The following is a 26,862-nucleotide window of genomic DNA, read 5'->3' as shown; positions in this document are numbered from 1 at the left end:
AAGACGTCAGGCCCGGGCCAGGCCGTCGATCGCCGCCGCCAGCTTCACGAGATCTGCGGCGTAGAACCCGGCGGCATTGAGACAGTTGGTCTCGAGCAGCTTCAATCCCTCTTCGGTGCGGCAGATGTCGATGACATAGGCCTGAGAATACCCAGGATTGATATCAACCATGCGCTGCCCGAAGTCCAGCGCATCGCCATCGATCTCGTGGCGGTGGACGACCCGCGATCCAGCCTTGTAGAGCGAATAGGTGACGATCCGGCCGTCGACCACCCAGAGACGCCATTCGCTGAGGATGCGGACAGGCTCGGTCAGCATTAGCAGCGTGTCGTGACGAAGCGATCCGTTCGGGATTTCATCTTCGTCGAGCGCCAGCACCCTCTCTGCCATGCGGATGATCTCGCCGGTCGACTTGACATTTCCGGGCTCCTCCTTGCTGTCGTCGACCGGACGCAGGAACCAGTCCCTGCCGTCATCCGCCAGACGCTGGGGGACATCCCGGAGTGTCAGGAACAGCGCATCGGCGCCGTTGAGGAGGTAAGGATGCCACACCTCTTCGTGAACGAAAGGACGCAGCTTGAAGACACCCGGCCGGTAACCGTTCGCCTCGGCGTTCTTCCACAGCGTGTAGGAGCCGAACATGACCACTGAACCCGGATCCGCAACGACCGGCTCGGGGATGAGCTCGCCGACGAACGGTACGACCTTGTGCCATGTGTAGCAGATTCCGAGCTGGTCGAGCGCCTCGGCCAGCTTGCTGGTATCTTCGAACTGCTGGAGAAGCCACTGCATTCTGTTCCCTGCCTTTCTTACAATCCGTCGGACTACCAAAAAGCTATTTAAAAGGGAACAGCCATAGCATTGCAGCTACATGTGGCAGCAGGAACCGTTTCCGGTGTCATCGGCCGAACGCTGCAGGCGATTGTCGACGCTCTGGCTGTTTTCTTCCGGCGGCAGGTCCATGGCGATGTTGGATGCGAAGAAGCCGTTCGGTTTCAGCGTGAAGCCGGCATATTCCACCGGCATGATTGGAAAATCCTCGGGCTTGCAGACATGGGTATGGCCGAAGGAATGCCAAAGCACGACATCGGCATTCTCGATTTCGCGGTTCTGCTTGACGTAACCCGGCAGGCCGTCGCCGCCGGCATGCACGTTCGGATAATCGCCGCTCGCATATTTTTCCCTGGCATCGAAGGCCGTGACCCAGATGTGTTTCTTGGCGAAGCCGCCGCGCTGGGCAACGGTCGAATCCGGCTGGGCAAGCATGACCGGCGACGGCATGACGACAATCTTGTAGCCCGGCGCCTTGCCGACGCTGTTCTCTATGTTGGGATTGGAGACTTTCCAGTAACGGCCGGTCTCGCCATTGGCGACTGCCGGCGAATCGAGTTCGCGCTTCAGCACACGGCTCCTGGTATCGAAGACATTGCCATACGGATTGTCCTCCCCCCAGGGACGCGGCACGAACTCATGCTCGGTCACGGTATTGTCGCCGCCATCGACATCCATGTGCAGGCGCGCATTGAAGAAATGCTGGTGGGTCGGACCGCCGAGATTGTCATCGACCATGCCGCCCCATGGATAGGTTTCGCCGGTCGCGACCGCCGCCGTCTGGATGATGCCGGTGAGCTTGGCTTCGAGCTGGATCGTGCCGTCCTGGTAGAGATACCAGTAGAAGCCGTAATCATAGTTGCCGACCGTTGCGAAGAAGGAGATGACGAGGCGGCGCGAACGGCGCACTTCGAAAATACCGTTGCGGAATTCGTAATGCTTCCAGAGGATGCCGTAATCCTCCTCATGCATGCAGATGGCGTTCTTCATGATGAAAGGCTGGCCGAGATCATCCGCCGCCGGCACGTCGAAATAGTGAATATGGCCGAGGCAGTCGCAGCCGAGTTCGAGGCAATTGGCCAGGCGTCCGAGGCCATATTCGCCGGCATCGAAGGCGCTCTTCCAATAGTGGTTCGCGGTCGGATCGGCATAGGGCACGACCATTTCGGTGACACTGGCGCGAAAGACGACGGGCCGCAGCCTGCCCTGATCCTTGATGCCGAGTTCATGCAGAACGAGGCCTTCGCGCGGGGTGAAACCGACACGGAAACTCCAGTTCTGCCATTCGACTTTCCAGCCGTCGACCGTAAAGCTCGGCCCTTGCGGCTGAACGATATGCAGCGGCGTGAGATCGGGCCGCGGTTCCGGGAAGGTTTCGCGGCCATAATTGCGCTTCTTCCTCGGGACCGGAATGATCTTCTCATCGTCGACGAGATCGACCACCCGGTTGGTGATCAGATCGACCACCGCCACCACGCCCTCGATCGGATGCGCGTAGCCGTTGTCACGGACATCCTCGCGCCAATAGGATACGGCGCGGACGATGCGCTTTCCCTTCTCGAATTCGCGGCCAAAATAGCCCGAGGAAAAAGGATCGATCTGGATGAGCGGAATATCCTCATCCGTAATGCCGCGCTTCTTGACGGCAGCGATCCAGCGCGGATCGGATTTGACGGTGCCTTCAACGGTTTCGAATTCGCACAGCATGATCGGCGGCTGACCATAGGGCAGTTCATCGAGAGGCAGCCGGATAAAGGAGGACACCGTGCCGGCAGTCAGGTTGACGATACCCTCGAAGGTTTCGCCATTGCTGATGTCGATTGCCAGGATGAAGGCGAGCCGCGGCAGCCTGTCGCCCAGGCGATAGGCGGCAAGATCCGCCTTGGTCGGCTCCTCCAGCCGGGTGATCGGAAAGCGGAAGGTGGCTGCCAGTGTCTGCGTATCCTTGAGTATGGCAATGGCAGAAGCGATCTCGTCGAGGCTCAGGGGATCGAGCGGATGGGTGACTGCGACAACGGCGTCCATGGATATACCTCTTTGGTTTTTGGCCTCTTGGTTTCGGAAGAGACGACGCAGCATGGCGCGTCGCTAGCTGCGGTGATCAGGATCGACCGGAGCAGATCTGCGTCTCGATCATCATCTGGTCTGCATGAATGCAGAACAGAGAGCAGAAGGCGTGTGCCTCGACGGCAACCAGCAATGTTGCGCCGGCGAGGATCGCGACCGCGAGAACCAGAAGGCGATCGACGGGTGAAAATTCAGCAACCGCACTCATTCGAAGACCTTTCCAAGCGAGGCGTAGAGAGCGGGCTTGGATCTCTTGACCCGGATCGCAAACAGCGCGCCAAGAATGCCCACCAGCACCATGGCATAGGGGAAAGCCTTGACGATCAGGCTTTCACTGCCGGAAAGGAGTGAAAGATTGGAGCTGACCAGCACCAGCGAACCAACGAGGCCGAGGAGTGCCAGCGCCGGAGCGATCATCGTGGTCCAGGCGCTATATCTGTTCGGCGTCTTGCGGAAGAACATGATGATCGCGACGGAGACAAGCACCTGCACCAGCAGGATACCGATACCTGCCAACGCCGCCATCCACGAGAACACGACAGTGTAGGGATCGGCACCGAAGATCACGAACAGGCCAAGGACGACGGCCGCGACCAGACTTTGCAGAAGACCTGCAGCATAGGGGGAGCCATGTTTGGCGTGAACCTTGCCAAGCACCCTGGCGGCCAGGCCTTCACGGCCGAGGGCGAAGAAATAGCGGTTGAGCGTATTGTGGAAGGACAGGATGCAGGCAAACAGGCTGGTGATCAGCAGGACGTTCATCACCTGGCTCGACCATGGGCCAAGCACGGAATTGGCGGCGGTGAAATAGAGGCCGTCGAGACTGGCAGCAGCAGAGGCCTGTACCTTGCCCGGACCGTAGAATTGCACGATTGCCCAGGTGGAGAAGGCATAGAAGAGGGTGATGAGCAGCACGGCAACATAGGTGGCGCGGGGAATGGTCTTTTCCGGATCCTCGGCTTCCTCGCCGAAAATGGCCGTCGCTTCGAAGCCGATGAAGGAACCGATGACGAAGACCAGCGCCACGCCGAGACCGGGCGCAAAGACCGACGATGGCATGAAGGAGGAGAAGCTGATGCCTTCCGGTCCGCCGCCAGAAAAGACGATGGCAAGATCCAGAACCAGCAATATGGCGATTTCGGCAATCATGCAGACGCCGAGGATCGCGCCTGAGAAGGCGATGTTGCGTTGACCGCAGACTAGCACGACGACCAGTGCCGCGAAGGCCCAGGCCCACCAGGGCAGGACCAGCCCAAGCGGCGCTATGGCATTGGCCATGAAGAAACCGAACAGGCCATAGATGGCGATCTGAACCGCGCTATAGGTGACCAGCGCCATGAAGGCGCCACCCACGCCAGCCGGCTTGCCGATGCCATGGGTGATATAGGTATAGAAGGCTCCTGCCCCGCCCACATGCCGGCTCATCGCGGTGAAGCCGACCGAGAAGAGCAGGTAGAGCAGGCCGGCAAGCACGAAAGCGCCGGGGACGCCTGCGCCATTGCCAAAGGCAAAGGCGGCCGGCGAAGCGCCGACGACAGCCGTCAGCGGCGCGGCCGCGGCAACGACGAAGAACACGATATGGGCAAGGCCCACCGAGTCCCTGGCCAGACGACGCTCCGGCAATGATGGTACGGGTATGCTTGCTTCCAGTGTCATGGAGAACCCCTCTTTGCTTGTTTGTTGCCAAGAAGGTAAGCGCGGCGATCTGGCCCCGAAATTGCAGTTTATGCCAATGAATCGATAATTCGCGCCACGAAGGTCACCGGAGACGCTGAAAATGGCAGTTGCATCGCATTTGATCAGCCGCATGCCCGCAGTTGCTTCAATTCGAGCCTCCGTCTTGATCCCGCTGGTGCAACAAATCGATAAAAGATCCGGGAAAACCGACCTTCTTCTCGCTTCGCACGGCATTCTTCGCTCGCAATTGGAAGATCCCTACGCTGTCCTGCCCATGGCGCGTTATGTCGCGCTGTTCGAAGAGGCCGCGACAATAACAAGTGAACCGGCACTGGGAGCCCGCATGGGCACCGGCTTCAAGCCCGCCGACATCGGCCCCATCGGCATGGTCTTTGCGCTCTCGCCGACCATTCGCAGCGCTTTCGAGCGGCTGTCGAAATATGTCAACGCGGTACAAGGCGCGACCAGTTCCGGCGTGTTCGAGGAAAATGGCGATTTTGTCTGGAGCTATCGGATCGTCGATCCAGCGATGTGGCCGCGCCGGCAGGACAGCGAATTCACGATCGCCGCCTCCTGTCAGCTCGTCCGTTCGTGTTTCCGCCGTGGCTGGCGGCCGATCGAAATACAGCTCGAGCATCACGCCCCGCGCGACGCCAGTGCGCTGGAACGCATCTGTGGCGCGCCCATCCTGTTCGGCCAGTCCGGCAACCGGATCGTCATGAACAAGGCGGAGGCTGACCGTGTGCACCGTGCGGAAGACAAAAGCCTGATCGAAATCCTGGAGCGGCATATCGGCGATCTGGTCAACGAGCCGGCGGCCGGCGATATCGTCACGGAAAAGGTCCAGGCTCTGATCAGCATCTATCTCGGCCGCAAGCCGGTCACGGTCGCAGCGCTTGCCGCCGAACTGAAGATGTCGCCGCGCAGCCTGCAGCGCCGGCTGTCGGAGGAAGGCGTGTCGCTTCGCGATCTCGTTCGCCAGCACCGCCAGACACTCGCCGCCCACTATCTCGGCGACCGACATGCAGCACCGATGTCCGAGATTGCGCGTCTGCTGGGTTATGCAGACAACACCGTGCTATGGCGTGCGCTGCGATCCTGGGAAAAGAAGGGGAACTACCCATCTTCGACAGGTTGATCGAAGATGCACGGCAACGGAGATCACCGATTGCTGCCACGCCAGATCGCGGCATTCTCCAACGCCCCTCATCCTGATGTGCGATCTGCAGGATCGCCTCGAAGGACACGCCGCAATGCCGCTTCTTGCGCCATTGTATCTAACGCCGGACCACCCGCCTCGCCCTTCGAGGCCCTTTCGGGGCACTTCAGGATGAAGCTCTCTTGGGCGTTGCGCCTGCCCGGTGGCGGCGCTCGACGCCCTTTGCCGCCAGGATGTCATCAACGGCCGTCGACGTCAGAAAATCCGACAGCTGCCTGGCTGCTTCTGCGTCCGTTGAATCGGCGCTGATGCCAATAGCGAAGTCAATGTAACTTTGGAGTTCTGCCGGAAACCGACCGACAAGCATGACCTCGGGAGCGGCGGCGAGAATCGAAGTCACGGGAACGACGCCCAACTCGGCCTCCCCGCGGCCTACGGCCGGCGCTGTCTGCCCTCCTGATATGGCCACCAGCTTGGGCTTCACCTCATCGGCTATTCCCAAGCGTTCCAGCAAACCGGAGAAGTAGCCGCCGCTGCTTCCTTCACTGGCGTAGGCGATCGATCTGGCGCTCTTCAACGCATGTTTGAATGCTTCCACCGACCCGATGTCGAGCGGCCGACCGCCTGCCTTGGCCGCCACCCCCATTGCTATCCGGCCGAACGCGACCTCGCTCCCCGCCTTGACTTTTCCCAAGACGGCCAGATCCTCAACCAGGTTCGGATTGGTGATGACGAGGTCAAAAGGCTCCCCAGCTTCAATCTGCTTCTTGACGACAGGATTGAGCTCCCACTTGACCTCAACTGTGAATCCTGTGTCCGTTTCGAACTGGGATATGAGAGCAAGGACGGCGGGTCGGACCGCAATAGCGCCAAAAAGGCGGATTTCCTGGGTCATGGCCGAAGTCCGCTCCGATCTGTCCATCCTGTCCAACAGACCCTACGGCCCAGCCCCAAAGAACGCCAGCCGGGTGAAGATCGTGTAGTCCGCTTCCGATACCATCAGCGCCACGAAGACCAGCACCAGCAGCGGCGGCAGCAGGATGGCGTAGACGAGCGCCAGCCGTTCCCAGGCCATGTGCATGAAGATGGCAACGATCAGCCCCGCCTTCAGCATCATGAAGATGAGGATCAACGTCCACCTGAGATAACCCTGGATGCCGAGATAGTCGACCATGTAGGAAAAGGCGCTGAGCACGAAGAGCAGGCCCCAGACGAAGAGATAGAGCCGGATCGGGTGCTGCTGTCCGGTGTGTGTTTGTGCATGCACCGTTTGGCTTTGTGCATGCGCCGCTGTCTCGTTCATGACGACCTCACTACAGATAGAAGCCCTACCACAGATAAAAAAACGCGAAGATGAAGACCCAGACTAGGTCGACGAAGTGCCAGTAGAGGCCCATGATCTCGACGGCCTCGTAGCGGCCTCTCCGGCTGGTGAAGAAGCCGCGCCGTTCTACGTCGAAATCGCCCCGCCAGACCTTGCGGGCGACGATCAGCAGAAAGATGACGCCGATCGTGACATGGGTGCCGTGAAAGCCTGTTATCATGAAGAAGGTCGATCCGAACTGTGCCGCGCCCCACGGGTTTTCCCAGGGGCGCACTCCTTCAGTGATCAGCTTCGTCCATTCGAAGGCCTGCATGCCGACGAAGCCTGCGCCGAGAACCGCCGTGAGCAGCATCAGCATGGCAGTCATGCGGCGGTCGCGGCGATAGCCGAAGTTGACCGCCATCGCCATGGTGCCGCTGCTCGAGATCAGCACGAAAGTCATGATCGCGATCAGGATCAGCGGAACGTCCTGGCCGCCGATATGCAGCGCGAAGACCTCGCTCGGATTGGGCCATGGAACAGGCGTCGACATCCGGGCGGTCATATAGGCGATCAGGAAACAGCCGAAGACGAAGGTGTCGCTCAAGAGGAAGATCCACATCATCGCCTTGCCCCAGGAGGCGGTCTTGAAGGCGCGCTGATCCGAGCTGAAATCGGCGGCGACACCGCGCAGGCCGACCGGGCTGAGGCCTGGCTCGCCGTGTGTCTGGACAGGATGTGCCATCTGCAAATCTCCTAACTGAGCAGTGTGCGGCAGAGATCGACGAAATCATTCGCCCATCCGGCAAAGAGCGCGAAGAGCAACAGCCAAACGGCGAGCATGAAATGCGAGTAGATGGCGGAAAGATCGACGCTGAGGCGCAGCCTGTCCGTCGCCACAGCCGTTGAAAAAGCCCTGACCGTCGTGTGTGCGAGCACAGCAAGCCCGCCGAGGATATGCAGGCCGTGCAGGCCGGTCAGCATGTAGAAGAAACTGTTGGAAGGATTATCGGCCAGCACGTACCCGGCCGCCGTCAGCTCCCGCCATGCCTGGATTTGTCCGACGAGGAAGAAGATGGCAAGCGCAAGCCCTGCAGCAAGCGCCGGTCGCAGCACCTCCATGCGACCATGCCCTGCTTCTCTTTTCGCCCATTGCAAGGCAGTGCTGCTTAAGGCCAGTGCCGCAGTGTTCACCCAGAGCAGCCGGGGAACAGGTGTCGCCCACCAGTCGGTCGACGCCATGCGCATGAAATAGGCGCTGACGGCAAGGCTGAAGACGGCGCCGACGACGCCGAGAAACACGAAGAGCCCGATTTTCACCGCCGGCGCCGGCAGCCTTTGCCGCTCGGCACCGTCATGACCCGGCAGCTGCACCGACCCGGTTTCGAGCCAGGGCTTCGAGGTCAACCGCTGCCCGGAAAGCCACCAGAAGATAATGGCGGCGACTGCGGCAAGGAAGATCAGCATGACGTTCATGCGTGGACCTCCCGTGTGACGCCGCCGCCTGACGGCACGGTCTGCGGAATGAAGTCCTCGGCCGCCCCGGGCACGCTGTAGTCATAGGCCCAGCGGTAGACGACAGGCAGATCCTTTCCCCAGTTGCCGTGGGCTGGCGGCGTCTGCGGCGTCTGCCATTCGAGCGTCGTCGCCCGCCACGGATTACCGCCGGACTCCTTGCCCCGGAAAAGGCTCCAGACCAGATTGAACAGGAAGACCATCTGTCCGGCCCCGACGATCAGCGCCATGACGGTGATGAAGATGTTCAGCGTATGGGCCGAAGGCGGAACGAAGGCCGTCTCTCCCATCTCGAAGTAGCGGCGCGGCACGCCGAGCAGGCCGAGATAGTGCATCGGAAAGAAGATCGCATAGGTGCCGAGGAAGGTGATCCAGAAGTGGATATGGCCGAGCACGTCGTTCAGCATGCGTCCCGTCACCTTCGGATACCAGTGATAGATCGCCCCGAAGATGACGAGGATCGGCGCGACCCCCATGACCATGTGGAAATGCGCGACGACGAACATCGTATCCGACAGCGGCACGTCGACGACGACGTTGCCGAGGAACAGGCCCGTCAACCCGCCATTGACGAAGGTGACGATGAAGGCGAGCGCGAAGAGCATCGGCAGGGTCAGGTGGATGTCGCCGCGCCACAGCGTCAGCACCCAGTTGTAGACCTTGATCGCCGTCGGGACGGCGATGATCAGCGTCGTCGTGGCGAAGAAGAAGCCGAAGGCCGGGTTCATGCCGCTGACATACATGTGATGCGCCCAGACGACGAAGCTGAGCGCGCCGATGATGACGATCGCCCAGACCATCATGCGGTAGCCGAAGATGTTCTTGCGCGCATGCGTGCTGATCAGGTCGGAAACGATGCCGAAGGCCGGCAATGCGACGATATAGACCTCCGGATGCCCGAAGAACCAGAAGAGGTGCTGGAAGAGGATCGGGCTGCCGCCGCCATGTTGCAGCTGCGTGCCCATTTCGACGATGGCAGGCATGAAGAAGCTCGTGCCGAGCAGGCGATCGAACATCATCATGACGCAGGCGACGAAGAGGGCGGGAAAGGCGAGCAGCGCCATCACGGTCGCGGTGAAGATGCCCCAGACGGTGAGCGGCATGCGCATCAGTGTCATGCCGCGCGCCCGCCCCTGCAGCACAGTCACCACATAGTTCAGCCCACCCATGGTGAAGCCGATGATGAAGACAATCAGCGAGGAGAGCATCAGCAGGATACCCCAGTCCTTGCCGCCAGGCGTGCCTGACAGAACCGCCTGTGGCGGATAGAGCGTCCAGCCGGCCCCCGTCGGGCCGCCGGGGGCGAAGAAGCCCGCAGCGAGGATCAGCACTGCGAGCAGGTAAATCCAATAGCTCAGCATGTTGGCGTATGGAAACACCATATCGCGCGCGCCGACCATCAGAGGAATGAGGTAATTGCCGAAGCCGCCGAGGAACAGTGCGGTCAGCAGATAGATCACCATGATCATGCCGTGCATGGTGATGAACTGATAATAGTGATCGGCATCGATGAAGGTGAAATAGCCGGGAAAGGCGAGCTGAATCCGCATCAGCCAGGAGAGCACCAGCGCTACCAGGCCGATTGCGATCGCCGTCAGCGAATATTGCACGGCGATGATCTTGGCATCCTGGCTGAAGACATATTTCGTCCACCAGCTTTTCGGATGATAGAGTTCGACATCCTCGACTTCGGCAGAGGGGATGGCGCCTGCGCTGTCGGATGGAATCTCGACCATGATCTCTCTTCCCTTCCTCTCCCAGCGGTCTGCGACCGCTGCGGGTTCACTGAACCGGCAGCGTTTTTCCCGATGACGCCGTAAGCTGGGTGAATGTCTGCTGCTGCCCGAGCCAGGTCTGGTAGTCCGCATCCTCCTCGACAACGACGGTGCCGCGCATTTGCCCATGGCCGACGCCACAGAGTTCGGCGCAGAGGATGTCGAAGGTCCCTGTCCGCGTCGGCGTGAACCAGAAATAGGTGATCATGCCGGGTATCATGTCCATCTTGGCGCGGAATTCCGGCACGTAGAAATCATGGAGCACATCGACCGAGCGCAGCAATATGTGCACCGGCTTGCCGATCGGCAGATGCAGTTCGCCGCCCTCGATGATGACGTCGTCAAGGCCGCTTGCGTCGTTTTTATCAAGGCCGAGCGGGTTTTCGGGGGTCACGTCGCCGGTTTCGGCGCGGCCGAGCTTTCCGTCGGCTCCGGGCAGCCGGAAACTCCACAGCCACTGCTGGCTGACGACCTCGACCGATGCGGCATCGACAGGCACCGTGATGAACTGGTTCCACACAATCAGGCCGGGCGCCAGCATCGCCGCAACGCCGAGCGCCGTTCCCCCTCCCAGCAGCAATTCCAGCCTGCGGTTCTCGGGCTCGTAATGTGCACGGTTGCCCGGCTTGTGCCGGAAGCGGAAGACGCAATAGGCCATGAACAAAACCACCGCCACGAAGACGATGCCGGTGATCCAGAAGGTGATGACGAGGGTGGTGTCGATATAGGTCCAGTTGGACGCGATCGGCGTCCACCACCACGGGCTCAGCACATGGAACAGCACGGAGCCGACGACAATCAGGACGAGGATCAGCACGACAGCCATGTCCGCTCCTCCTCGAGCAGGTCGACCCGTGAAACCGCATTCCGCAAAAAGTCCGTGTTTATTATCGCACAGATAGAAAATATCGGCAATTACGGCAATTTAGGCATGCGCCCGGCCGCGAGCCGCCATTTGGCGTATTACCCATCACTTAGAATATTGCTTGAGATAGGCGATGAGATTGGTGATTTCCTGGTCGTCCTTCACCCCGACGAAGGCCATCTTCGTACCCTTCACCTTCCCCTTCGGATTGTGCAGATAGTCGCGCAGCACCGTCTCGTCCCAGACGAGACCGCCCTCGCCGGCCGCCTTCATCCCGGCCGAATAGGCGTAATTGGGATGCGTTCCGGCCTTCCGGCCGAACAGCCCGTTCAACGACGGGCCGACCTTGTTCGTATCGGAATCGGCGACATGACAGGTCACGCATTTCTTAAAAACGGCAGCACCCGCCGTCGCATCGCCCTCCTGCGCCCCGGCGTTACCAGGACAAAGAGCAATGACGGATGTGGCGATCAGCAGAACAACACGGTAATCCACGGCAAACCTCATCCTCCTCAAGGTCGCCAGCCACTCGCCCCCTCCGTTATCTCTCGCGTGTGGGTGGTGGTTGCTATGGCATAAAGCTTAGTCTTTCGCCGGTGCAAGTCAATCGGTTCCACAATTTGGGCGCGGCCGGGCCTGTTCCAGTCCTCCCAGGAGGGTCCGTCAGCCTCGAAGATTGGATATTGACGCCGGTATCGGCGACGACATACTTGCTCGAAGCCCCGATAGTCGAAACCGGGCCCAGGAAAGGCGCGCAATGTCGATTGCTGAAATTCTGTCTTTTGCTTTCGTCGCCGCGTTGCTCATCATTTCCCCCGGCCCCAACGGCGTCCTCATCGCCAAGACGGTGCCGACCTCGGGGCGTGGCGCCGGTTTCGCCAATATTGCCGGCTTCGTCGCCGCCTTCTATGTGCACGGCACCCTGTCGATCTGCGGCATCTCCCTGCTGCTGGCGCAGTCGGCGCAGGCCTTCCTCCTCGTCAAGATGATTGGCGCCGCCTATCTCTGCTGGATCGGTATCAAGGCGCTGGTCGGCGCCTGGCGCGGTTATGCTGCCGTAACGTCAGTAACCCCTTCCCGTAAGGTAAGGCACCTCCCACGTGCCTTCCTCGAGGGTTTCCTCACCAACGCCCTGAATCCGAAGGTGTCGATGTTCTACCTCGCGGTCTTCCCGCAGTTCATCCATCACGACGCCAATGGCCGGGCCGCGATCGGCGAGGCTTTCGTTCTGGTCACCGTCCATGCCAGCCTCAACGTCATCTGGTTCGGCTCGATGGTTATGATCTTTGCGAGGCTCGCCAGAGCTGCGCGCAACCAGCGCTTCCAGCGCTGGCTGAAAGCCGCGACAGGCGTGGTCTTCATCGGCTTCGGCGCCAAGATGGCAACATTGCAGGCCGGATAGCGAAGACGGCAAACCGCCTTCGTCACGGAAAGGCAGGCCGAACGTCCGCAGGGGCGGCAACAGGATCAGCGACCTGCCGCCAGGGCTTCGCATCTCAGCATGAGGCTCTCCTGGGCCATCGAGGCTCCAGCCTTTGGCCCGAGCATCTCAGGATCGGCCTCCCCCGGATGCGGCTCATTCCATAACCAACCCTTTCACGATCTCTAGGAAGCGCTCGCCGCTCGCCGACAAAGCCGGCGGGCGCCATGCGGCGGCGATCGGCAGGGATGGTGGCGGCGGCAGGACGGGGCGGTAGGCGACACCCGGCCGGGCGGCTCTCGCGATGCCCGAGGTGACGAAGCCGAGACCGGTTCCGGCCGCAACGAGGCCAACCAGCGTCGTCATCGGCGTCACCTCCTGGACAATCCGGGGGCTGATGCCCTCGCCCCTGAAAAGGGCGATCACACGGTCGTATATGCTGGGGCCGATCGCCCGCGGCGCAAGCAGCAGGGGCTCGCCGGCAAGATCGGCGACGCGAATGACCGGCTGCTTCGCCAGCCGGTGCGTCGCCGGAAGCGCCAGCACGAATGGCTCGTCCGGCAGGCAGTGGATGATCAGATCCCGCGAAAGCGGTGGATGCAACACGCCGAGGTCGATGTCGCCCGATGCAAGGGCGGCTTCCAGCAAAGGCGAATTCATCTCGATGAGATCGACCTCGACCTGCGCGTAGCGGGCCCCAAATGCCTGCACTGCCTCTGGCAGGAAACCGTAAAAGGCGATCGGCGTGAAGCCGAGCCGCAGGCGCCCGACCTCGCCGCGCACCGCCCGCAGGGCTTCGGCCTTCGCCATCCCGGCATGCAGCACCGCCTCGCGGGCCGGGCCGAGGAAGGCCACGCCCGCCGGCGTCAGCGCCACGCCGCGACGGTCGCGCTCGAAGAGATCGGTCCCGACCTCGCCTTCCAGCACCCGGATCCGCTGGCTGAGCGCCGGCTGGGTCAGGTTCATCCGTTCCGCCGCGCGGTGGAAATGCAGGTCTTCGGCAACGGCCACGAAACAGGCGAGCGAGCGGATGTCCAGGACAGCCTCCTGATGCGAAATATCTATCACAGGCGACAGGATTACGATTGGAAAATTATCAGCATCGACGGCATTTTCAAAGGACCGCCAACAAGGGAGCAGGATCATGAACGGACCAGTCCTCACCGCCGCGACGCTCGCCATCGCCTTCAGCCTCGCCGCGCCCCAGAGCACGCAAGCCACCGAAGGCGCGCAAGCAGCGTCCGAGATTCTCGGCCGCATCTCGGCGAGCCGGATCGCCGTCATCTCCGACGGTGATTTTCTCGCCCGGACCTACGGCACCGCTGAGCTTGCGCCGCGAAATGCCGGTTATCGCGATCTGCTGACGATCATGTCGCCAGCCGGGGACAGGATCGTCACCGGTTCGATACCGGTCTCCAATTCGGTGACCTCGGCGCCAGAAATCCTAGCCCTCAGCGAAGACGGGCAAACCGCCTTCGTCACGGAAAGGCTGGGCGAACGTCCGGAGGACGGCAACCGGATCAGCGACCTGCCGCCGGGCCGGCGGCTCTTCGCGGTCGACCTTTCGGACGGCGCAGCACTCCGCCTCTCCGACACGGTGGAGATCGAAGCCTTCCCCGAGGCCTTGTCACTCAGCCCTGATGGGGAGAGCATCGCCGTCGTCTCCAACACGCCGGAGGCGGCCTTCGTCCAGATCGTCACCTATCGCGATGGCCGCTTCAGCCGCCTCGCCCGGTTCGACCTCGCCGACCTCGGGGTGAGAGGATCTGAGCCGGTCCCGCGCGGCGGCGTAACCGCGACCAACGTCCACTGGCATCCCTCCGGCCGCTTCCTGGCAGTCAACATCAACACGCAAAACCGGGTCGCCTTCTTCGAGGTCACCGGGGCCGACGACGCGCCAATCCTGCGCCCCTGGGGCAATGTCGTGGAGGTTGGCGCCGATCCCTTCGTCGGCCGTTTCACACCCGACGGGCGCCATTATCTCACCGCCAACTGGGGCCGAAACTTCGCCGCCAAGAACCTGGAGGGCCGTATTCCGCAGACACCGTCGACGATCAGCGTCATCAGGCTCGCCGATCCCGCGACATCGCCACAATCGGCTCGCCACGATCTCCTCGGCGGTGCCGAGACCGGTCTCTCCTCCGAGGGCATCGCCATCAGCCCGGACGGCCGGCTCGTCGCCACCGTCAACATGCGCGGCACCGCCTTCCTGCCGGGCTCTGCCCGCTTCCACCGCGACGCCAGCATCACGCTTCTGAGTTTTGATCCGGCAACCGGCGCCATCTCCAGGCTCGCCGAATATCCCTTCGAAGGTTCCCTGCCGGAAGGCGGCGCCTTCGATCGGACAGGAGACCACTTCCTCGCCACCGTGTTCCAAGGCCATGACGAGGCCGGGCCCGAGGCCGGCCCGGGACTCGAGGTCTTCCGCGTCGCAAAAGGCGACCGGCCGGCGCTTAAGCGGCTCGGTCGCGTGCCGCTGCCGCATGGCGCCCACCATGTCGATCTCGCACCGTAGGGCGCCAGCAGATTCGCGCAGACGGCGAAGCTGAGGAAATATCATTCAATGTCGGACTGATGACCTCAATGCGACCTCAGCTGCCGCCATTTGACTGCGCCCCGATCGAAAGCGCCTCCTTTACCGCCAGCTCGGCCATGGCGAGAGCGGCTTCGCGGGTCCTGGCAGCGGCAATGAAGCGGCCGTTGTGGCAGAAGCTTGCGCCCTCAATGCCGCAAACCGCCTCCAGTGCACCATTGGTGAGCCCGGCCCAGGCCGCCGGCAGGTCGGCCCTGAGCTCGAACCCGTCCTCGGCGCGGCGGATGCCGGTCACGCACCAATCCTTTTCGCGCGGGTGAACGACGAACAGCAGCTGATCGGCGCCCGCCTTGACGATGGCGGGACGGAAGGGCATGCCCCTCGGCAATTCCAAAACACGCCCCTGCCCCGCAGCCTCGATTGCCCGATGCACGATCGCCTCGGCCCGCAACTTCGCGGCACTCTGGGCGATCCTGGCCTCGATGAAACTGCGGGCAATAGCAAGGGCCGCATGGAAGGCACGATCGTCGGCCTCTGGGTCCGTCTCGTCGAAAACCGGTTTCAGGGTCTCCAGCAGCGCCGGCAGCGTCAGCCCGGCCAGCGGCCCGGATGGGCTGAGCGCGCCATTATCAGTCAGATCGACCGGCAGCACGAAGCCGGCGTCGAAAGAGCCATGCATCGCCTCGACATGTGCTTCGGGAAGGTCGGAGGCTGCGAGATAATCACGGCCGTAATGCTTCCAGATCAGCCCGAAGGAGCTGTAAGGCTGGCCATCGTCGCGCAGCGGCGCTCCGCGCTGGTGGTGATCGAATATCCCGGCAGCTGGGTCATAGGCTCCGCCGACATCGTAGATGATCCGGTCTTCGCCCGGCGTGATCCACTCCGGCGCCCGGCTCCGAACGATACGCGCCTGCGGGAAAAGCCGGGTCAGGATGACGCTCGACAGCAATTCGTCGGCATGAAAGCCACCGGAATGGGTGACGAGGAAATCGGGGATCATGGGAACTATGCGCCTTGTCGTTCGCGGACGAACCGCCTGCAGGTCGGCTGGAGATAGCCGTTGCCGGCAGCTATCTCAACCCATACCTTAAACCGGAGTCGATTTAATGATAAAATTATGCAGCAATCCAATGTGTTATAGCGTCCTTTCGCACGTCGCCAAAATACCGGTCTCTAGCTGGTTTCATCGAAGCCCCTGAAGGTGCATCGGGAGTACGAGGCAGTCCATGGAGATCCCTCAGCATTTTCACGTTGTCGAGACGGCCGGATGGCTTGTGAACCACCGCATGAACTCCGCCCTTCCCGGTTACCTCATGATCAGTTCCAAGACCGACACCAACGATCTGTCGGATCTGCCCGAAGACGCTTTGGCCGAATTCGGCCCATTGCTCGCAAGGGCTCAGAGTACGCTGAAACGGCAATTGAATGCTCAGCGCGTCTATATCGGCCGGTATGGACACGCGCCCGGTTATCCGATCCATTTCCATGTGATCCCGATATATGGCTGGGTGGAGGAGTTGTTCTGGAAGGACGCTCGATATCGCCTGCTCGAGAAATTTGCAGAGGGACCGGGGGAAACCGCAACGGATGGCGCAGAACTGACGCTGTTTGTCTGGCGAGAGTTCTGTGAACACGCAGAGCCGCCGCCGATCAGAGGGCCTTCTGTCTCAGAGGCTATCAAGTTGCTGCGGGAGGCAATGCGGTTTCCGCCACTTTAGATCTTTGTACTCATGCATGTCGCCGGAAAGGGGCCTAAGGCAGCGTGGGCCTCGTGACCCCTGGCGATCCTATGGCCGAAAGCGAGGTTGAAGGTCTCCGACCGTTTCGACCAACAATCCCGGATCTCCTCCTTGAGATCGAAATTCCCGACCATCCGTCAATCCATGACGTACTGGATATGATGCCGGCCGTGCACGGCCGATTTCTGGACATGGGCGCGAACGCCGAAGACCCGGCCGATCATATCCTCGGTCAGCACCTCCTCCGGCGCGCCGGAGGCGACGATCTCGCCTTTCTGAAGTACCGCCAGCCTATCGCAGAACATCGCCGCCAGATTAAGATCGTGCAGCGCGACGATGCAGGTGATGCCGAGCTTGGAGATCAGCGAGAGAATGTCGAGCTGATGCTGGATATCGAGATGGTTGGTCGGCTCGTCGAGCAGCAGTTCGCTCGGCGCCTGCGCCAGCGATCTGGCAATATGGACGCGCTGACGCTCGCCGCCCGACAGCGTCTGCCAGAGCTGGCCCGCCCTCTCCTGCATGCCCACCCGCGACAGGGCCTCGTCGACAGCGGCGTCGTCTCCCGCGCCCCAGGACGACAACAGCCCGCGATGTGGCGTCCGGCCGAGCCGCACCACGTCGCGCACGGTCAATTGCGTATCGGTCGTCGACTGCTGCTCGACGAAGGCGACGCGACGCGCAAGGGCGGCGCGCGGCAGCGAGGAAATGTCGTCGTCACCCAGCCGGATGATGCCGCTGCGAACCCTGCGCAGCCGGCAGATCAATCTGAGAAGGCTCGATTTGCCGGAACCATTCGGTCCGAGCAGGCCGAGCACCTTGCCCTTTTCCACCGTCAGGCTGACGCCGTTGACGATGACGATATTACCGGCGGCAAAGCTCACCTCATCGATGCTGATGCTCATGTCTTTCCCCGCACACGATAGAGGATGACAGCGAAGGCCGGTGCGCCGAAGAGCGCGGTGACGACCCCGATCGGCAGGATCTGCTGCGGGATAATGATGCGCGAAATGATATCGGCTCCGACCATGTAGATCGCGCCGCCGAGCGCCGTTGCCGGCAGCAGCCGCCTATGCGCCGGCCCGACGAGGAAGCGGGCGGCATGGGGGATGACGAGGCCGACGAAGCCGATCGAACCCACCATGCTGACGACGCTTGCCGTCATCGCCGCCGTCATGGCGAACAGCACGATCTGGACGCGGCGTACGGCAATGCCGAGCGAGGCGGCGGCATCCGTACCGAAGGCGAAGGCGTCGAGCGCCCGCACATGGGCCATGCAGATGAGGAAGCCGGCAAGAGCGATCGGCACCGACAGATAGACATCGGGCCAGCGCACGCCGCTGAGCGAACCCAAAAGCCAGAACAGGATGCCGCGCGCCTGCTCGGCATTGGCCGATGTCGTGACGATGTAGGAGGTCAGTGCATTGAAGAGCTGCGAACCGGCGACACCGCACAGGATGATGCGCTCACCGGTTCCCCCCGCACCCGTCGCCAGGATGCCGACCAGCAAAAAGGCAATGACCGCACCGATGAAGGCGCCGCTCGACAGGCCGAGAACACCGTAGCCGAAGCCCAGGATCATCACGCAGACGGCCCCCGTCGAGGCGCCGGCGGAGATGCCGAGCACGTAGGGTTCGGCCAGCGGATTGCGCAGCAGCGCCTGCAGGATCGCGCCCGAAAGCGAGAGCGATGCGCCGGCGCTGGCAGCGACGAGCGCGCGGCTCAGACGATAATCCCAGACGATGCCCTGGTGGATGCGGCTGAGCTCGAAATCCGTTCCGAACAGGCGGTTCGAAACCGTCTCCGCCGTCGTCGCTAGCGGGATCGCGATCTCGCCGATCGAAACGGCAAGACTGATCATCAGCCCGAGCAGGAGAAGTGCCGCAATGGTGAGCGCGGAAAGCGCCCACCATCCCTGTTGCCGGACCGACACCGCCTTCACTGCGCCAGGCCGAAGGACTTGATGCCGTTCGCCAATGTCTCGATACCGTCGATCGTGCGGATCGTCGGGTTCATCGACTGCGCGTCCATCATCACGAAGTGCTTGTTCTTGACCGCGCCCAACTCCTTGGTCACAGGATCGCTCTCGAGGAAATCGACCTTGACCTTGGGATCGTCAGCGGCGTAACGGCGGCGGTCCATGGTTGCGATCACGATCACGGCAGGGTTCGCCTGGGCGATGGTTTCCCAACCGACCAGCGGCCATTCCTCTTCCGTCGTGACGACGTTCTTCGCGCCGATCGTCTTCAGAATATAGGCGGGCGCGCTGTTTTTACCGGCGATGAAGGCGTCGCCATTGACCTCCTTGCTGGAGAACCAGAAGACGATGGGCAGGTTCTTGCCCGAGGCGCCTGATATCGAAGCGACGGCATCCGCCTCGCGCTTCTTCAGCTCCGAAATCAGCGCATCGCCGCGCTCCTTCACGTCGAAAATCTCTGAGAGCTCGGCGATCTCTCGGTAGATCAGCTCCATCGTGAACAGTTCCCCGCGCACGCCGTCGCCGCCATCGGTGTTGACCTTGGCAAAGCAATCGGCCGGCGCGAGATAGGTCTTGATCCCGAGATCCTTGAACTGCTCCCGCTTGCCGACCGAGCCCTGTGCGCCGACATGCCATTCGAACTCGGCCGCGACCAGGTCAGGCTCCTGCCCGACGACGGATTCGAAGCTCGGATCGTTGTCGGCGAGACGTTTGATCTTGCTGTTGGCCTCGGCATATTGCGGCAGGACGGGGCCGACCCAGACGGCCGTTCCGGCGATCTTGTCGGCAAGGCCGAGCGAGAAGAGAACTTCGGTCATGCCCTGGCCGATCGAAACGACTTTGGACGGCGCCTTTTCGAAGGTCACCTGCTGGCCGCAATTGGTGATGGTCAAGGGATATCGGGTCGCGGCAAGGCTTGGTGCCGCAAGGCCGGCGAGCCCGAAGGCAAATGTCATGGTGGCGAGAATCTGGCGCATGGAAAACCTCGATGAAGGGAAAAAGCACGGCCGTTCCGCGCCTATGCGCGAACCGAAAGCACGCTGAGACGCGCTAGCCGCAGGAGGCCCAATCGAGACGGATGCATGCCGGAATTCGGCGAAGGTTCAGCAGGTCAATCATATCTGTTCCTTGTCCGGGCATCCCCGCCCGGTTGATTGGATCGTGATTGACGGCAGGTCTCCTGGCTTGCGGATATCCGTCGTTTCATCCTCCTTCCCGCGATATCTCGCAGTGGCAGGGCCATGAGCCCTTCAGAAATGGCCAGTCGCTGGCCACTCCTGAGATGATCGACAATCCGCTTACAGTTGCGGGGGCAGCCACGGTCTCGGTCCCTACTGGGTCGTCCTCACCGTGTTCCCTATTAATCCCCTTGGAGTCATCTTCAGGGAACCGTCACGCCCAGTTACGTCGCCTGCCCATGTGCCGTCAATGACTATTCCGAAGGCGCCATGCCGCCAGCGGATAAATATATCGCACATAGCTTCATGCCGCCGTTCGGTGCGCGAACTGTCCCCGCGCCGTCCGTGACCTGTGAAAATTATCCGTTGATATGGTCCAGCGAATGGTCTAATTTTCTAGAAGAAACTGGGCTGCACTGGTCCTGGAGAGTGCGAACGATGCGAGTGTCTGTGACGGATGCCAAGGGGCAATTGACCGAACTGGTCCGGCGTGCCGAAGCCGGGGACGAGGTCATCCTCACCCGGCACGGTCATGCCGCCGTGAAGCTGGTTCCGATAAGGGCAGCGCCCGATCGGAAATCCCGCCGGACGCTGATGGAATCGGTGCGGGCCTCCGCCATTGCCAGAGCCGCAGATGGGCCGCCGGCCGCACGCAGCCAGGATTTCCTCTATGGCGATGACGGCCTGCCTGAATGATCGCCGTCGACACCTCCGCCCTGATGGCGATCGTGCTTGGTGAACCGCAGGCCGATGCCCTGATTGCCGTCCTCGAAGCCGAAGACGATCTCCTGATCTCCGCCGGCACGGTCGCCGAAGCCTTGATCGTCTCGGCCCGTCGCAACGTCGGCGATGAGATGGAACAACTGATCAACGGCCTCGGCTTCGAAATCGTCGCCGTCACCCCTGCCTCCGCCCGCCGCATTGCCGAAGCCTACCGCACCTGGGGCAAAGGCGCCCACCCCGCCAGCCTGAACTTCGGCGACTGCTTCGCCTATGAGGTGGCCAGGGAACATGGGTGCCGGCTGCTATTTGTGGGGGATGATTTCGTAAGGACCGATGTGGAAAACGCGCTTTGAACGATCCGGCGGTTGCCAGCACCGGCCGCCCCTCACAACGCATCCAACGGGATCTTCAAATACCGCCGGCCATTCCCCTCCGGCTCGGGCAGCCGCCCGCCGCGGATATTCACCTGCAGCGCGTGCAGCATCAGCTTCGGCTTCGGCAGCGTGCGGTCGCGCGCCTGGCGCAGCGCCACGAAGCCGGCCTTGTCGATGCCTGATATATGCGGGTTGGCGCGCTTCTGCGCCGCCACCCTGCTTTCCCAGCGCGGGTGCCGGCCGCCGGGCTGGTAGTCGTGGCCGGAAAAGAGGCGGGTCTCCTCGGGCAGCGACAGGATGGCCTGGATCGAGTGCCAGAGGGCGGCAGCGCTGCCGCCCGGGAAATCCGTGCGCGCCGTGCCGGAATCCGGCGTGAATACAGTGTCGTGCACGAAGGCGGCATCACCGATCACATAAGTGATCGAGGCGAGCGTGTGCCCGGGCGAAAACATCACGCGGGCTTTAAGCGCACCGATTTCGAACGTGTCGCCATCGGCAAACAGCTGGTCCCATTGCGAGCCGTCGGTTTTAAGCGCCGGCCAGTTGTAGATCTCCTTCCAGAGCTTCTGCACGTCGGTGACATGGGCGCTGATCGCCGTCGGCGCGCCGGTCTTCTCATGCAGATAATGCGCGGCGGAGAAATGATCGGCATGCGGATGGGTGTCGAGGATCCACTCAACCGTCAGCCCTTCGCTTTCGATGTGAGCGAGGATGGCATCGGCATTGGCCGTTGCCGTCGCCCCCGACATCTCGTCGAAATCGAGCACCGGGTCGATGATCGCACAGCGTTTGGTCGCCGGGTCGGAAACCACATATTGCACACTGCAGGTACGGGGCTCGAAGAAGGCCTTCACATGAGGCGCCTGCCCTGCCCGCTTCTCCAGAAAGCGCCTCGCGCCGGCAAGATCGAAGCCGAGGTTTTGACCGAAGGCCTCGACATCCCCGGGCTTCATTCGCCCGTCGAGCACCTCGCCCAGCGCATGGAGCGTCAGCGCCCGCGTGCCGCTCTTGCAATGAGCGACGACCGGCCCCTTGGCCTCGGCCATCGCCGCCTGGAAGGCACGGATATCGGCTTCGGTGATCTCGGTCCCCTTCACCGGCACGAAGCTGTAGGCGAGCCCGGCGGCGGCGGCGGAAGCTTTTTCCGCCGTATTACCCGGCTGGCCCGGCTCCTCGCCATCAGGTCGGGCATTGATGACGGCGGCAAAGCCGTCTGCGGCGAAAGCGGCGAAGGCTGCGGCGTCGGGCTGCCCCGCCACCGATAGCAGTTCATTGACCTTCACGCATGTCATCGAAGCCCCCGCGCTGCCCGCACCAGGCATTATCGCACGTATATCGATACAATCTCACAAGTATATTGGTGAACGCAAGAATAAGCGCTTGGTATTCCTCCGTGCCTGTCGCCGGCCTGAAAAGCCTGACGACGCCGGCGGCGGGAGACGCCGCCCAAACTCCCACTCGGCCCAGCCGTGCATCGTCAAAACGACAGCGTCGCAGCACCCTCCTTGATCTCGGCATGCATGGCGCTGGCACCGACGATGACGACGCCGTCGAGCAAATCTTCCTTGTTGTAGCCGCGGGAAGTCACGCAGGGTGGGCAGGCCCAGATAGTGCCGCCGCGCTGCTGGAAATTCTCGATCAGACTAGACAGTGGATCAAGCGGCGGCACATGCGTCATCCGCTGGCTGCCCTTGCGCACCAGGTCGATCCCAGTGCTGGTGAGGAATACCGAGACCTTCAGCCCGGCGGTGATGCCGCCATTGGCAATAGTGAAGGCGACGGAGGACAGTTCGGATTCGATGCCCTTGGTGACGAGCACGACCAGTTTGTCGCATTGAGTTTGCATAGTATTCTCCTTCAGTGGGTTTGAACGCACTGATGATAGGAGGACGCGCGGCGCGCGTATTTGGCCGGAATGCGTGAAGCCTTGTCCGAAAATCCAGCCGCTGCGGGTGTTGCGCGTGACGACGTGCTGTCGGCGCTGCTGTCGACCATCCGCCTTTCGGGATCGCTGCAGTTCTGCTTCATGCCGACGGGTGACTGGCAGACCGATGCCACGCCGGCCTTAGCGAGCCTTTCGGCCAAGGCCTCGGGCACGATGCCATTTCACATCGTTGTGGAGGGCCGCTGCTGGCTGAAGACGGAAGGCGAAGAGAGCGAGCTGGAGGCCGGCGACGTACTGGTCTTCCCCTTCGGCACCGGCCATCAGCTCGGTGCAGGCAGAGACGGCATGCTGGTGCTGCCGACACGCGATCTGCCGCAGAAGCCATGGCGTGAGATTCCCGTGCTGCGCTACGGCGACGAGACACAGTGCGTGCGTCTGCTCTGCGGCTATCTGCAGTGGGATGGGCTGAGCTTCGCACCGCTTCGACAGTCCCTGCCGAGCCTTATCCATGTCAGGACGCGGGCCGCCAATGATGGCGACTGGCTGCGCGCCACCATCCGCCAGATGGTCGAGGAGGTCGACAGGCCACGCGCCGGCGGCGTCTCGATGCTGCCGCGACTGACGGAAATTATCTTCATCGAGATTCTGAGGCACCAGATCATGATGGCCGAGCCGCATGCGATCGGTTGGCTGGCAGCACTCGCCGATCCGGCGCTGTCACGCTGCCTCTCCCTCATCCACGACGACCCCAAACGCGACTGGTCGCTGGAGCAACTGGCCGCGGCATCGGGAATGTCGCGTAGTGCGCTGGCCGAACGCTTCCAGGCGATGCTTTCGACATCGCCGATCCGCTATATCAGGGACTGGCGGCTCTACCTCGCAAGCGTGGCACTCGCCACCTCGGGCCAGCCGATCGCGGCGATCGCCTACGAGGCCGGCTATGCCACCGAAGCCGCCTTCAACCGCGCCTTCTCCCGCGCCTTCGCCACCCCGCCGGCGGCTTGGCGGGCGACGGCGCGGGAATAGCCTTTAGTGCGCACCCTTTGGCCGAAAACCGGCCCTGAAACGGCCGCTGTTACCTCACTGTAACCGTAACGTACTTCCACTCGGCCTCTGTTTCTGGCCCAGTCTTCGCAGATGGTTGGAGCTACAACAGATGCGCGCCGGCGCGGGCTTTTCACTCAAACGCACATGCTGCGCTTTCCTGCCCCGGTCGCACCATCCGCCATCGACAAGGGTGAATGGGAGAACCACCATGAACATCACCAAGCGCGACTTCACCAGATGTCTGGTTCTCGCTGCAGGACTGGCAGGGCTGAGCCCGCTCAAGGTCAGGGCGGCTGATGTCGTCGAGGACGAGGCGCGCACGATCGCCAAGGAGGCCTATATCTACGGCTTTCCGATGGTCGACAACTATCGCATCCAGCACGCCTATTTCGTCGATACCGCGAACCCGGAATACAAGGGTCCGTGGAACCAGCTCGTCAACATTCCGCGCGTCTATACGCCTGCCGACACGGCAGTGCAGACGCCGAACTCGGACACCCCCTATTCGATGCTCGGCCTCGACCTTCGCGCCGAGCCGATGGTACTGACGGTGCCGCCGATCGAGAAGGAGCGCTATTTCAGCATCCAACTGATCGATGCCTATACCTTCAACTTCGATTATATCGGCAGCCGCGCCACCGGCAATGATGGCGGCAGCTTCCTGATCGCCGGGCCGAACTGGAAGGGCGAGATGCCGAAGGGCATCACCAGGGTGATGCGGTCGGAGACCGAGCTGGCGCTCGCCGTTTACAGAACGCAGCTCTTCAACCCAGGCGACCTCGACAATGTCAAGAAGATCCAGGCCGGGTACAAAGCGGAGCCGCTGTCGAAATTCCTCGGTCAGCCAGCACCGGCGGCAGCGCCTGCGATCGATTTCATCAAGCCGCTGACGCCCGCCGACCAGAAGACTTCGCCCGAATTTTTCAACATTCTCAATTTCATCCTGCAATTTTGCCCGACCGATCCCTCCGAGACTGAACTGATGCAGCGTTTCACCACGATCGGCATCGGCGCCCGCAAGACATTCGACGCCGGCACGCTTTCACCCACAACGGAGACCGCCATCGAACAGGGAATGGCCGACGCCTGGGCGGATCTTGAGGCCTTGCGCAAACGCATCGATGCGGGCGACGTAACGTCAGGCGACATGTTCGGCACGCGCGCCTACCTGAAAAACAACTACCTCTACCGGATGGGAGCCGCCGTGCTCGGCATCTACGGCAATTCCAAAGAGGAGGCGATGTATCCGGCCTACGCACTCGATTCTGACGGCAAGAAGCTCGACGGGTCAGGCAAATACACGGTGCATTTTGCGCCGGACGCGCTGCCGCCGGTCAATGCCTTCTGGTCGCTCACCATGTATGAGCTGCCGCAGAGCCTGCTCGTCGCCAACCCGATCGACCGCTACCTCCTGAATTCGCCGATGCTGCCGCAATTCGTCAGGGATGCCGACGGCGGGCTGACCTTCTACATCCAGAACGAATCCCCAGGGAAGGACAAGGAGCCGAACTGGCTGCCCGCGCCGAAGGGGCCTTTCATCGTTGCGATGCGCCTCTATTGGCCGAAGCCGGAAGCACTCGATGGCACATGGAAGCAGCCGCCTATGACGAAGGCAGGATGAGGATTCTGAGGGGGAGCTCAGGAGCGGCCGGTCATCGTTGCCGGACGCTGGCCCGTTGAGGGAACCCGCAGCAACAGCAAAGAGCTCAGTCATCGCTCACCGCCCCGGATCGTTTTCGATCACGCTTCAGGTATTTTGGGGGATCGTGGTCGATGACGCGGGCGTCGCCGGCACGTCGATCATCGCTTCGATATTGTATCCATCGGGATCGAGAACGAAGCAGGCATAGTAGTTCTCGCTATATTGCGGCCGCGGGCCGGGCACGCCGTTGTCCTCGGCGCCGGCTTCGAGCGCGGCCCGATAAAACGCCTCGACCTCCACCCTGCTCCGGACCCGGAAGGCAACGTGTACACGCGTCAGAGGCGGCTTATCGTCGGTGTGCTGGATCTCGAACAGGCTGCCGCCGACATCGAAGGCCCAGAACACGCCCTCCTTCCCGAAGGAGAGGCGATAACCCAGAGGTTCGAAAGCGCGTTCGTAGAACAGCTTGCTCTTCTCAAGGTCACTCGCTGCAATGGTGATATGATCGATCATGCCGTGCCGTCTCCATCCTTCCTGCGTCCCATCATAATTGATGTTCCTTCCGCGTTTTTCCAGCGGCCAGACCGATCGGCGCCGCCGGCCAGCAAAAGCCCCGCCAATCATTGCCGGGGCTGTGCTTGCTGAAAATCGGTCGGCATGACGTCCTCGGAGGCATCAATACTGCCTTCTGCCAATCGCGAACCTAGCGCCTTGGATCCTCGCCTTGTCGACCAGCAGCAGCCACGTCCGCACCTCGCTTTTTTGATCACCGCATCGACATCAACTTCGTCATCAGACCTGCTTTGATTTCGAGCACGGGTCGATTATCCCCGGGATGACCGATATCATCCCGGGGATAACCGATGTCCCTTAGTTGATCGGGGGTCAACTCTGCCAGTGCCTTCCGTCCAACCACGGCCCGCCGCCACGCCCTCAGGGCGGCGACGATGGTTGCCACGCTGTTCAACCCGAACCCGAACACCTGTCTTTCCGGCGCGCTGATGCCGGCATGAGTTTGCGTGTGAGCCATTTTCAGTCTCCCATCTGTGAGATTTGCAAGTGGGAGCCTGCCACGCGGGTGTTTTCGCGCTGTTCGGCCCAGCGTGAATGGCCGGGAAAACTTCGACAAGCCGCCGCTAAATCGGTGTTAAATC

General features: G+C 61.9%; 28 protein-coding genes and 1 riboswitch. Of the genes, 8 read left to right on the top strand and 20 right to left on the bottom strand.

All coding sequences use genetic code 11. The features are described from left to right. Nucleotides 1-6: 6 nt before the first annotated feature. The 4 genes from OLZ32_RS30150 to OLZ32_RS30135 form a co-directional block, all read right to left on the bottom strand. The gene (locus OLZ32_RS30150; protein WP_264399951.1) at nt 7-792 is read right to left on the bottom strand and encodes an ATP-grasp domain-containing protein; all 786 of its coding nucleotides are present in this window, start codon (nt 790-792) and stop codon (nt 7-9) included. Between the two features lie 75 nt (nt 793-867). Further along, entirely contained in the window at nt 868-2,856 is a 1,989-nt protein-coding gene (locus OLZ32_RS30145) for a primary-amine oxidase (protein ID WP_264399950.1), read from the bottom strand. A gap of 76 nt (nt 2,857-2,932) precedes the next feature. Beyond that, complete coding sequence (locus tag OLZ32_RS30140; protein ID WP_003540919.1) at nt 2,933-3,106, bottom strand: hypothetical protein; 174 nt, start codon at nt 3,104-3,106, stop codon at nt 2,933-2,935. Further along, on the bottom strand, nt 3,103-4,554 hold the full coding sequence (locus tag OLZ32_RS30135; protein ID WP_264399949.1) for an APC family permease: 1,452 nt from the start codon (nt 4,552-4,554) through the stop codon (nt 3,103-3,105). The genes OLZ32_RS30140 and OLZ32_RS30135 overlap by 4 nt, the downstream gene beginning before the upstream one ends. A 121-nt stretch (nt 4,555-4,675) precedes the next feature. On the opposite strand from OLZ32_RS30135, the gene OLZ32_RS30130 reads away from it, so the two are divergent. Further along, entirely contained in the window at nt 4,676-5,713 is a 1,038-nt protein-coding gene (locus OLZ32_RS30130) for an AraC family transcriptional regulator (RefSeq protein WP_264399948.1), read from the top strand. A gap of 187 nt (nt 5,714-5,900) precedes the next feature. On the opposite strand, the gene modA is transcribed toward OLZ32_RS30130, so the two are convergent. The 7 genes from modA to OLZ32_RS30095 all read right to left on the bottom strand — a co-directional run bounded on the left by modA (nt 5,901) and on the right by OLZ32_RS30095 (nt 11,687). Then, a complete protein-coding gene (gene modA / locus OLZ32_RS30125) occupies nt 5,901-6,629 on the bottom strand; it encodes a molybdate ABC transporter substrate-binding protein (protein ID WP_003540925.1) in 729 nt (242 codons plus the stop codon). A gap of 42 nt (nt 6,630-6,671) precedes the next feature. Next, on the bottom strand, nt 6,672-7,037 hold the full coding sequence (locus OLZ32_RS30120; RefSeq protein ID WP_003540927.1) for a cytochrome C oxidase subunit IV family protein: 366 nt from the start codon (nt 7,035-7,037) through the stop codon (nt 6,672-6,674). Between the two features lie 25 nt (nt 7,038-7,062). Then, nucleotides 7,063-7,782, bottom strand: a complete 720-nt coding sequence (locus OLZ32_RS30115) for a heme-copper oxidase subunit III family protein (RefSeq protein WP_029870510.1) — start codon at nt 7,780-7,782, stop codon at nt 7,063-7,065. A gap of 11 nt (nt 7,783-7,793) precedes the next feature. Next, entirely contained in the window at nt 7,794-8,513 is a 720-nt protein-coding gene (locus tag OLZ32_RS30110; RefSeq protein ID WP_029870509.1) for a cytochrome c oxidase subunit 3, read from the bottom strand. After that, the gene (ctaD, locus tag OLZ32_RS30105; RefSeq protein WP_003540933.1) at nt 8,510-10,288 is read right to left on the bottom strand and encodes a cytochrome c oxidase subunit I; all 1,779 of its coding nucleotides are present in this window, start codon (nt 10,286-10,288) and stop codon (nt 8,510-8,512) included. Before ctaD ends, OLZ32_RS30110 begins: the two co-directional genes overlap by 4 nt. 46 nt (nt 10,289-10,334) lie before the next feature. Next, on the bottom strand, nt 10,335-11,153 hold the full coding sequence (locus tag OLZ32_RS30100) for a cytochrome c oxidase subunit II (protein ID WP_017988783.1): 819 nt from the start codon (nt 11,151-11,153) through the stop codon (nt 10,335-10,337). A gap of 144 nt (nt 11,154-11,297) precedes the next feature. Beyond that, complete coding sequence (locus OLZ32_RS30095) at nt 11,298-11,687, bottom strand: c-type cytochrome (RefSeq protein WP_264399409.1); 390 nt, start codon at nt 11,685-11,687, stop codon at nt 11,298-11,300. A gap of 262 nt (nt 11,688-11,949) precedes the next feature. Here OLZ32_RS30095 and OLZ32_RS30090 point away from each other — a divergent pair, with 262 nt between their 5' ends. After that, nucleotides 11,950-12,594: a LysE family translocator gene (locus tag OLZ32_RS30090; RefSeq protein ID WP_264399410.1), complete on the top strand. Its 645-nt coding sequence runs from the start codon at nt 11,950-11,952 to the stop codon at nt 12,592-12,594. A 174-nt stretch (nt 12,595-12,768) separates the two neighbouring features. Here OLZ32_RS30090 and OLZ32_RS30085 read toward each other — a convergent pair whose 3' ends face one another. After that, nucleotides 12,769-13,758: a LysR family transcriptional regulator gene (locus OLZ32_RS30085; RefSeq protein ID WP_264424220.1), complete on the bottom strand. Its 990-nt coding sequence runs from the start codon at nt 13,756-13,758 to the stop codon at nt 12,769-12,771. Here OLZ32_RS30085 and OLZ32_RS30080 point away from each other — a divergent pair. Continuing rightward, nucleotides 13,757-15,127, top strand: a complete 1,371-nt coding sequence (locus OLZ32_RS30080) for a lactonase family protein (RefSeq protein ID WP_264399412.1) — start codon at nt 13,757-13,759, stop codon at nt 15,125-15,127. The two genes, OLZ32_RS30085 and OLZ32_RS30080, sit on opposite strands and share 2 nt — an antisense overlap. Before the next feature lie 76 nt (nt 15,128-15,203). Here the strand turns inward: OLZ32_RS30080 and OLZ32_RS30075 are convergent, their stop codons facing one another. Next, complete coding sequence (locus OLZ32_RS30075) at nt 15,204-16,145, bottom strand: MYG1 family protein (RefSeq protein ID WP_011652559.1); 942 nt, start codon at nt 16,143-16,145, stop codon at nt 15,204-15,206. Between the two features lie 226 nt (nt 16,146-16,371). On the opposite strand from OLZ32_RS30075, the gene OLZ32_RS30070 reads away from it, so the two are divergent. Then, on the top strand, nt 16,372-16,863 hold the full coding sequence (locus OLZ32_RS30070) for an HIT family protein (protein ID WP_264399413.1): 492 nt from the start codon (nt 16,372-16,374) through the stop codon (nt 16,861-16,863). A 158-nt stretch (nt 16,864-17,021) separates the two neighbouring features. On the opposite strand, the gene OLZ32_RS30065 is transcribed toward OLZ32_RS30070, so the two are convergent. The 3 genes from OLZ32_RS30065 to OLZ32_RS30055 are packed head-to-tail and all read right to left on the bottom strand — an operon-like array spanning nt 17,022 to nt 19,836. Next, a complete protein-coding gene (locus OLZ32_RS30065; protein WP_017988788.1) occupies nt 17,022-17,786 on the bottom strand; it encodes an ABC transporter ATP-binding protein in 765 nt (254 codons plus the stop codon). Next, nucleotides 17,783-18,823 (bottom strand): FecCD family ABC transporter permease, encoded by a 1,041-nt coding sequence (locus OLZ32_RS30060; RefSeq protein WP_264399414.1) that lies wholly within the window; start codon nt 18,821-18,823, stop codon nt 17,783-17,785. The genes OLZ32_RS30065 and OLZ32_RS30060 overlap by 4 nt, the downstream gene beginning before the upstream one ends. Further along, nucleotides 18,820-19,836 (bottom strand): ABC transporter substrate-binding protein, encoded by a 1,017-nt coding sequence (locus OLZ32_RS30055; protein WP_264399415.1) that lies wholly within the window; start codon nt 19,834-19,836, stop codon nt 18,820-18,822. The genes OLZ32_RS30060 and OLZ32_RS30055 overlap by 4 nt, the downstream gene beginning before the upstream one ends. 176 nt (nt 19,837-20,012) lie before the next feature. Further along, a riboswitch (cobalamin riboswitch) is annotated at nt 20,013-20,268 on the bottom strand. A gap of 207 nt (nt 20,269-20,475) precedes the next feature. On the opposite strand from OLZ32_RS30055, the gene OLZ32_RS30050 reads away from it, so the two are divergent. Beyond that, on the top strand, nt 20,476-20,733 hold the full coding sequence (locus tag OLZ32_RS30050; protein WP_264399416.1) for a type II toxin-antitoxin system Phd/YefM family antitoxin: 258 nt from the start codon (nt 20,476-20,478) through the stop codon (nt 20,731-20,733). Next, a complete protein-coding gene (locus OLZ32_RS30045; protein WP_264399417.1) occupies nt 20,730-21,113 on the top strand; it encodes a type II toxin-antitoxin system VapC family toxin in 384 nt (127 codons plus the stop codon). Before OLZ32_RS30050 ends, OLZ32_RS30045 begins: the two co-directional genes overlap by 4 nt. Nucleotides 21,114-21,145: 32 nt before the next feature. Here the strand turns inward: OLZ32_RS30045 and blh are convergent, their stop codons facing one another. Both blh and OLZ32_RS30035 read right to left on the bottom strand, forming a co-directional pair. Further along, entirely contained in the window at nt 21,146-22,426 is a 1,281-nt protein-coding gene (gene blh / locus OLZ32_RS30040; RefSeq protein ID WP_264399418.1) for a bifunctional sulfur transferase/dioxygenase Blh, read from the bottom strand. A 185-nt stretch (nt 22,427-22,611) separates the two neighbouring features. Then, nucleotides 22,612-22,980: a DsrE family protein gene (locus OLZ32_RS30035; protein WP_003540947.1), complete on the bottom strand. Its 369-nt coding sequence runs from the start codon at nt 22,978-22,980 to the stop codon at nt 22,612-22,614. Between the two features lie 69 nt (nt 22,981-23,049). Between OLZ32_RS30035 and OLZ32_RS30030 the strand changes: the two genes are divergently transcribed. Both OLZ32_RS30030 and OLZ32_RS30025 read left to right on the top strand, forming a co-directional pair. Then, nucleotides 23,050-24,045: an AraC family transcriptional regulator gene (locus OLZ32_RS30030; RefSeq protein WP_264399460.1), complete on the top strand. Its 996-nt coding sequence runs from the start codon at nt 23,050-23,052 to the stop codon at nt 24,043-24,045. A 229-nt stretch (nt 24,046-24,274) separates the two neighbouring features. Beyond that, nucleotides 24,275-25,687 carry a DUF1254 domain-containing protein gene (locus OLZ32_RS30025; protein WP_264399419.1) on the top strand — a complete coding sequence of 471 codons (1,413 nt, stop codon included), beginning with the start codon at nt 24,275-24,277 and terminating at the stop codon, nt 25,685-25,687. A 126-nt stretch (nt 25,688-25,813) separates the two neighbouring features. On the opposite strand, the gene OLZ32_RS30020 is transcribed toward OLZ32_RS30025, so the two are convergent. Then, nucleotides 25,814-26,221 (bottom strand): VOC family protein, encoded by a 408-nt coding sequence (locus OLZ32_RS30020; protein ID WP_264399420.1) that lies wholly within the window; start codon nt 26,219-26,221, stop codon nt 25,814-25,816. A 253-nt stretch (nt 26,222-26,474) separates the two neighbouring features. Next, nucleotides 26,475-26,738 (bottom strand): DUF1127 domain-containing protein, encoded by a 264-nt coding sequence (locus tag OLZ32_RS30015; RefSeq protein ID WP_264399421.1) that lies wholly within the window; start codon nt 26,736-26,738, stop codon nt 26,475-26,477. Nucleotides 26,739-26,862 lie beyond the last annotated feature (124 nt).

Origin of the sequence: Rhizobium acaciae, from assembly GCF_025941625.1 — a bacterium.
In the GTDB taxonomy this organism is placed as follows: Bacteria; Pseudomonadota; Alphaproteobacteria; order Rhizobiales; family Rhizobiaceae; genus Rhizobium; species Rhizobium acaciae.
The sequence above is the reverse complement of the archived record's forward strand: the minus strand, read 5'-3'. Positions and strand labels throughout refer to the sequence as shown.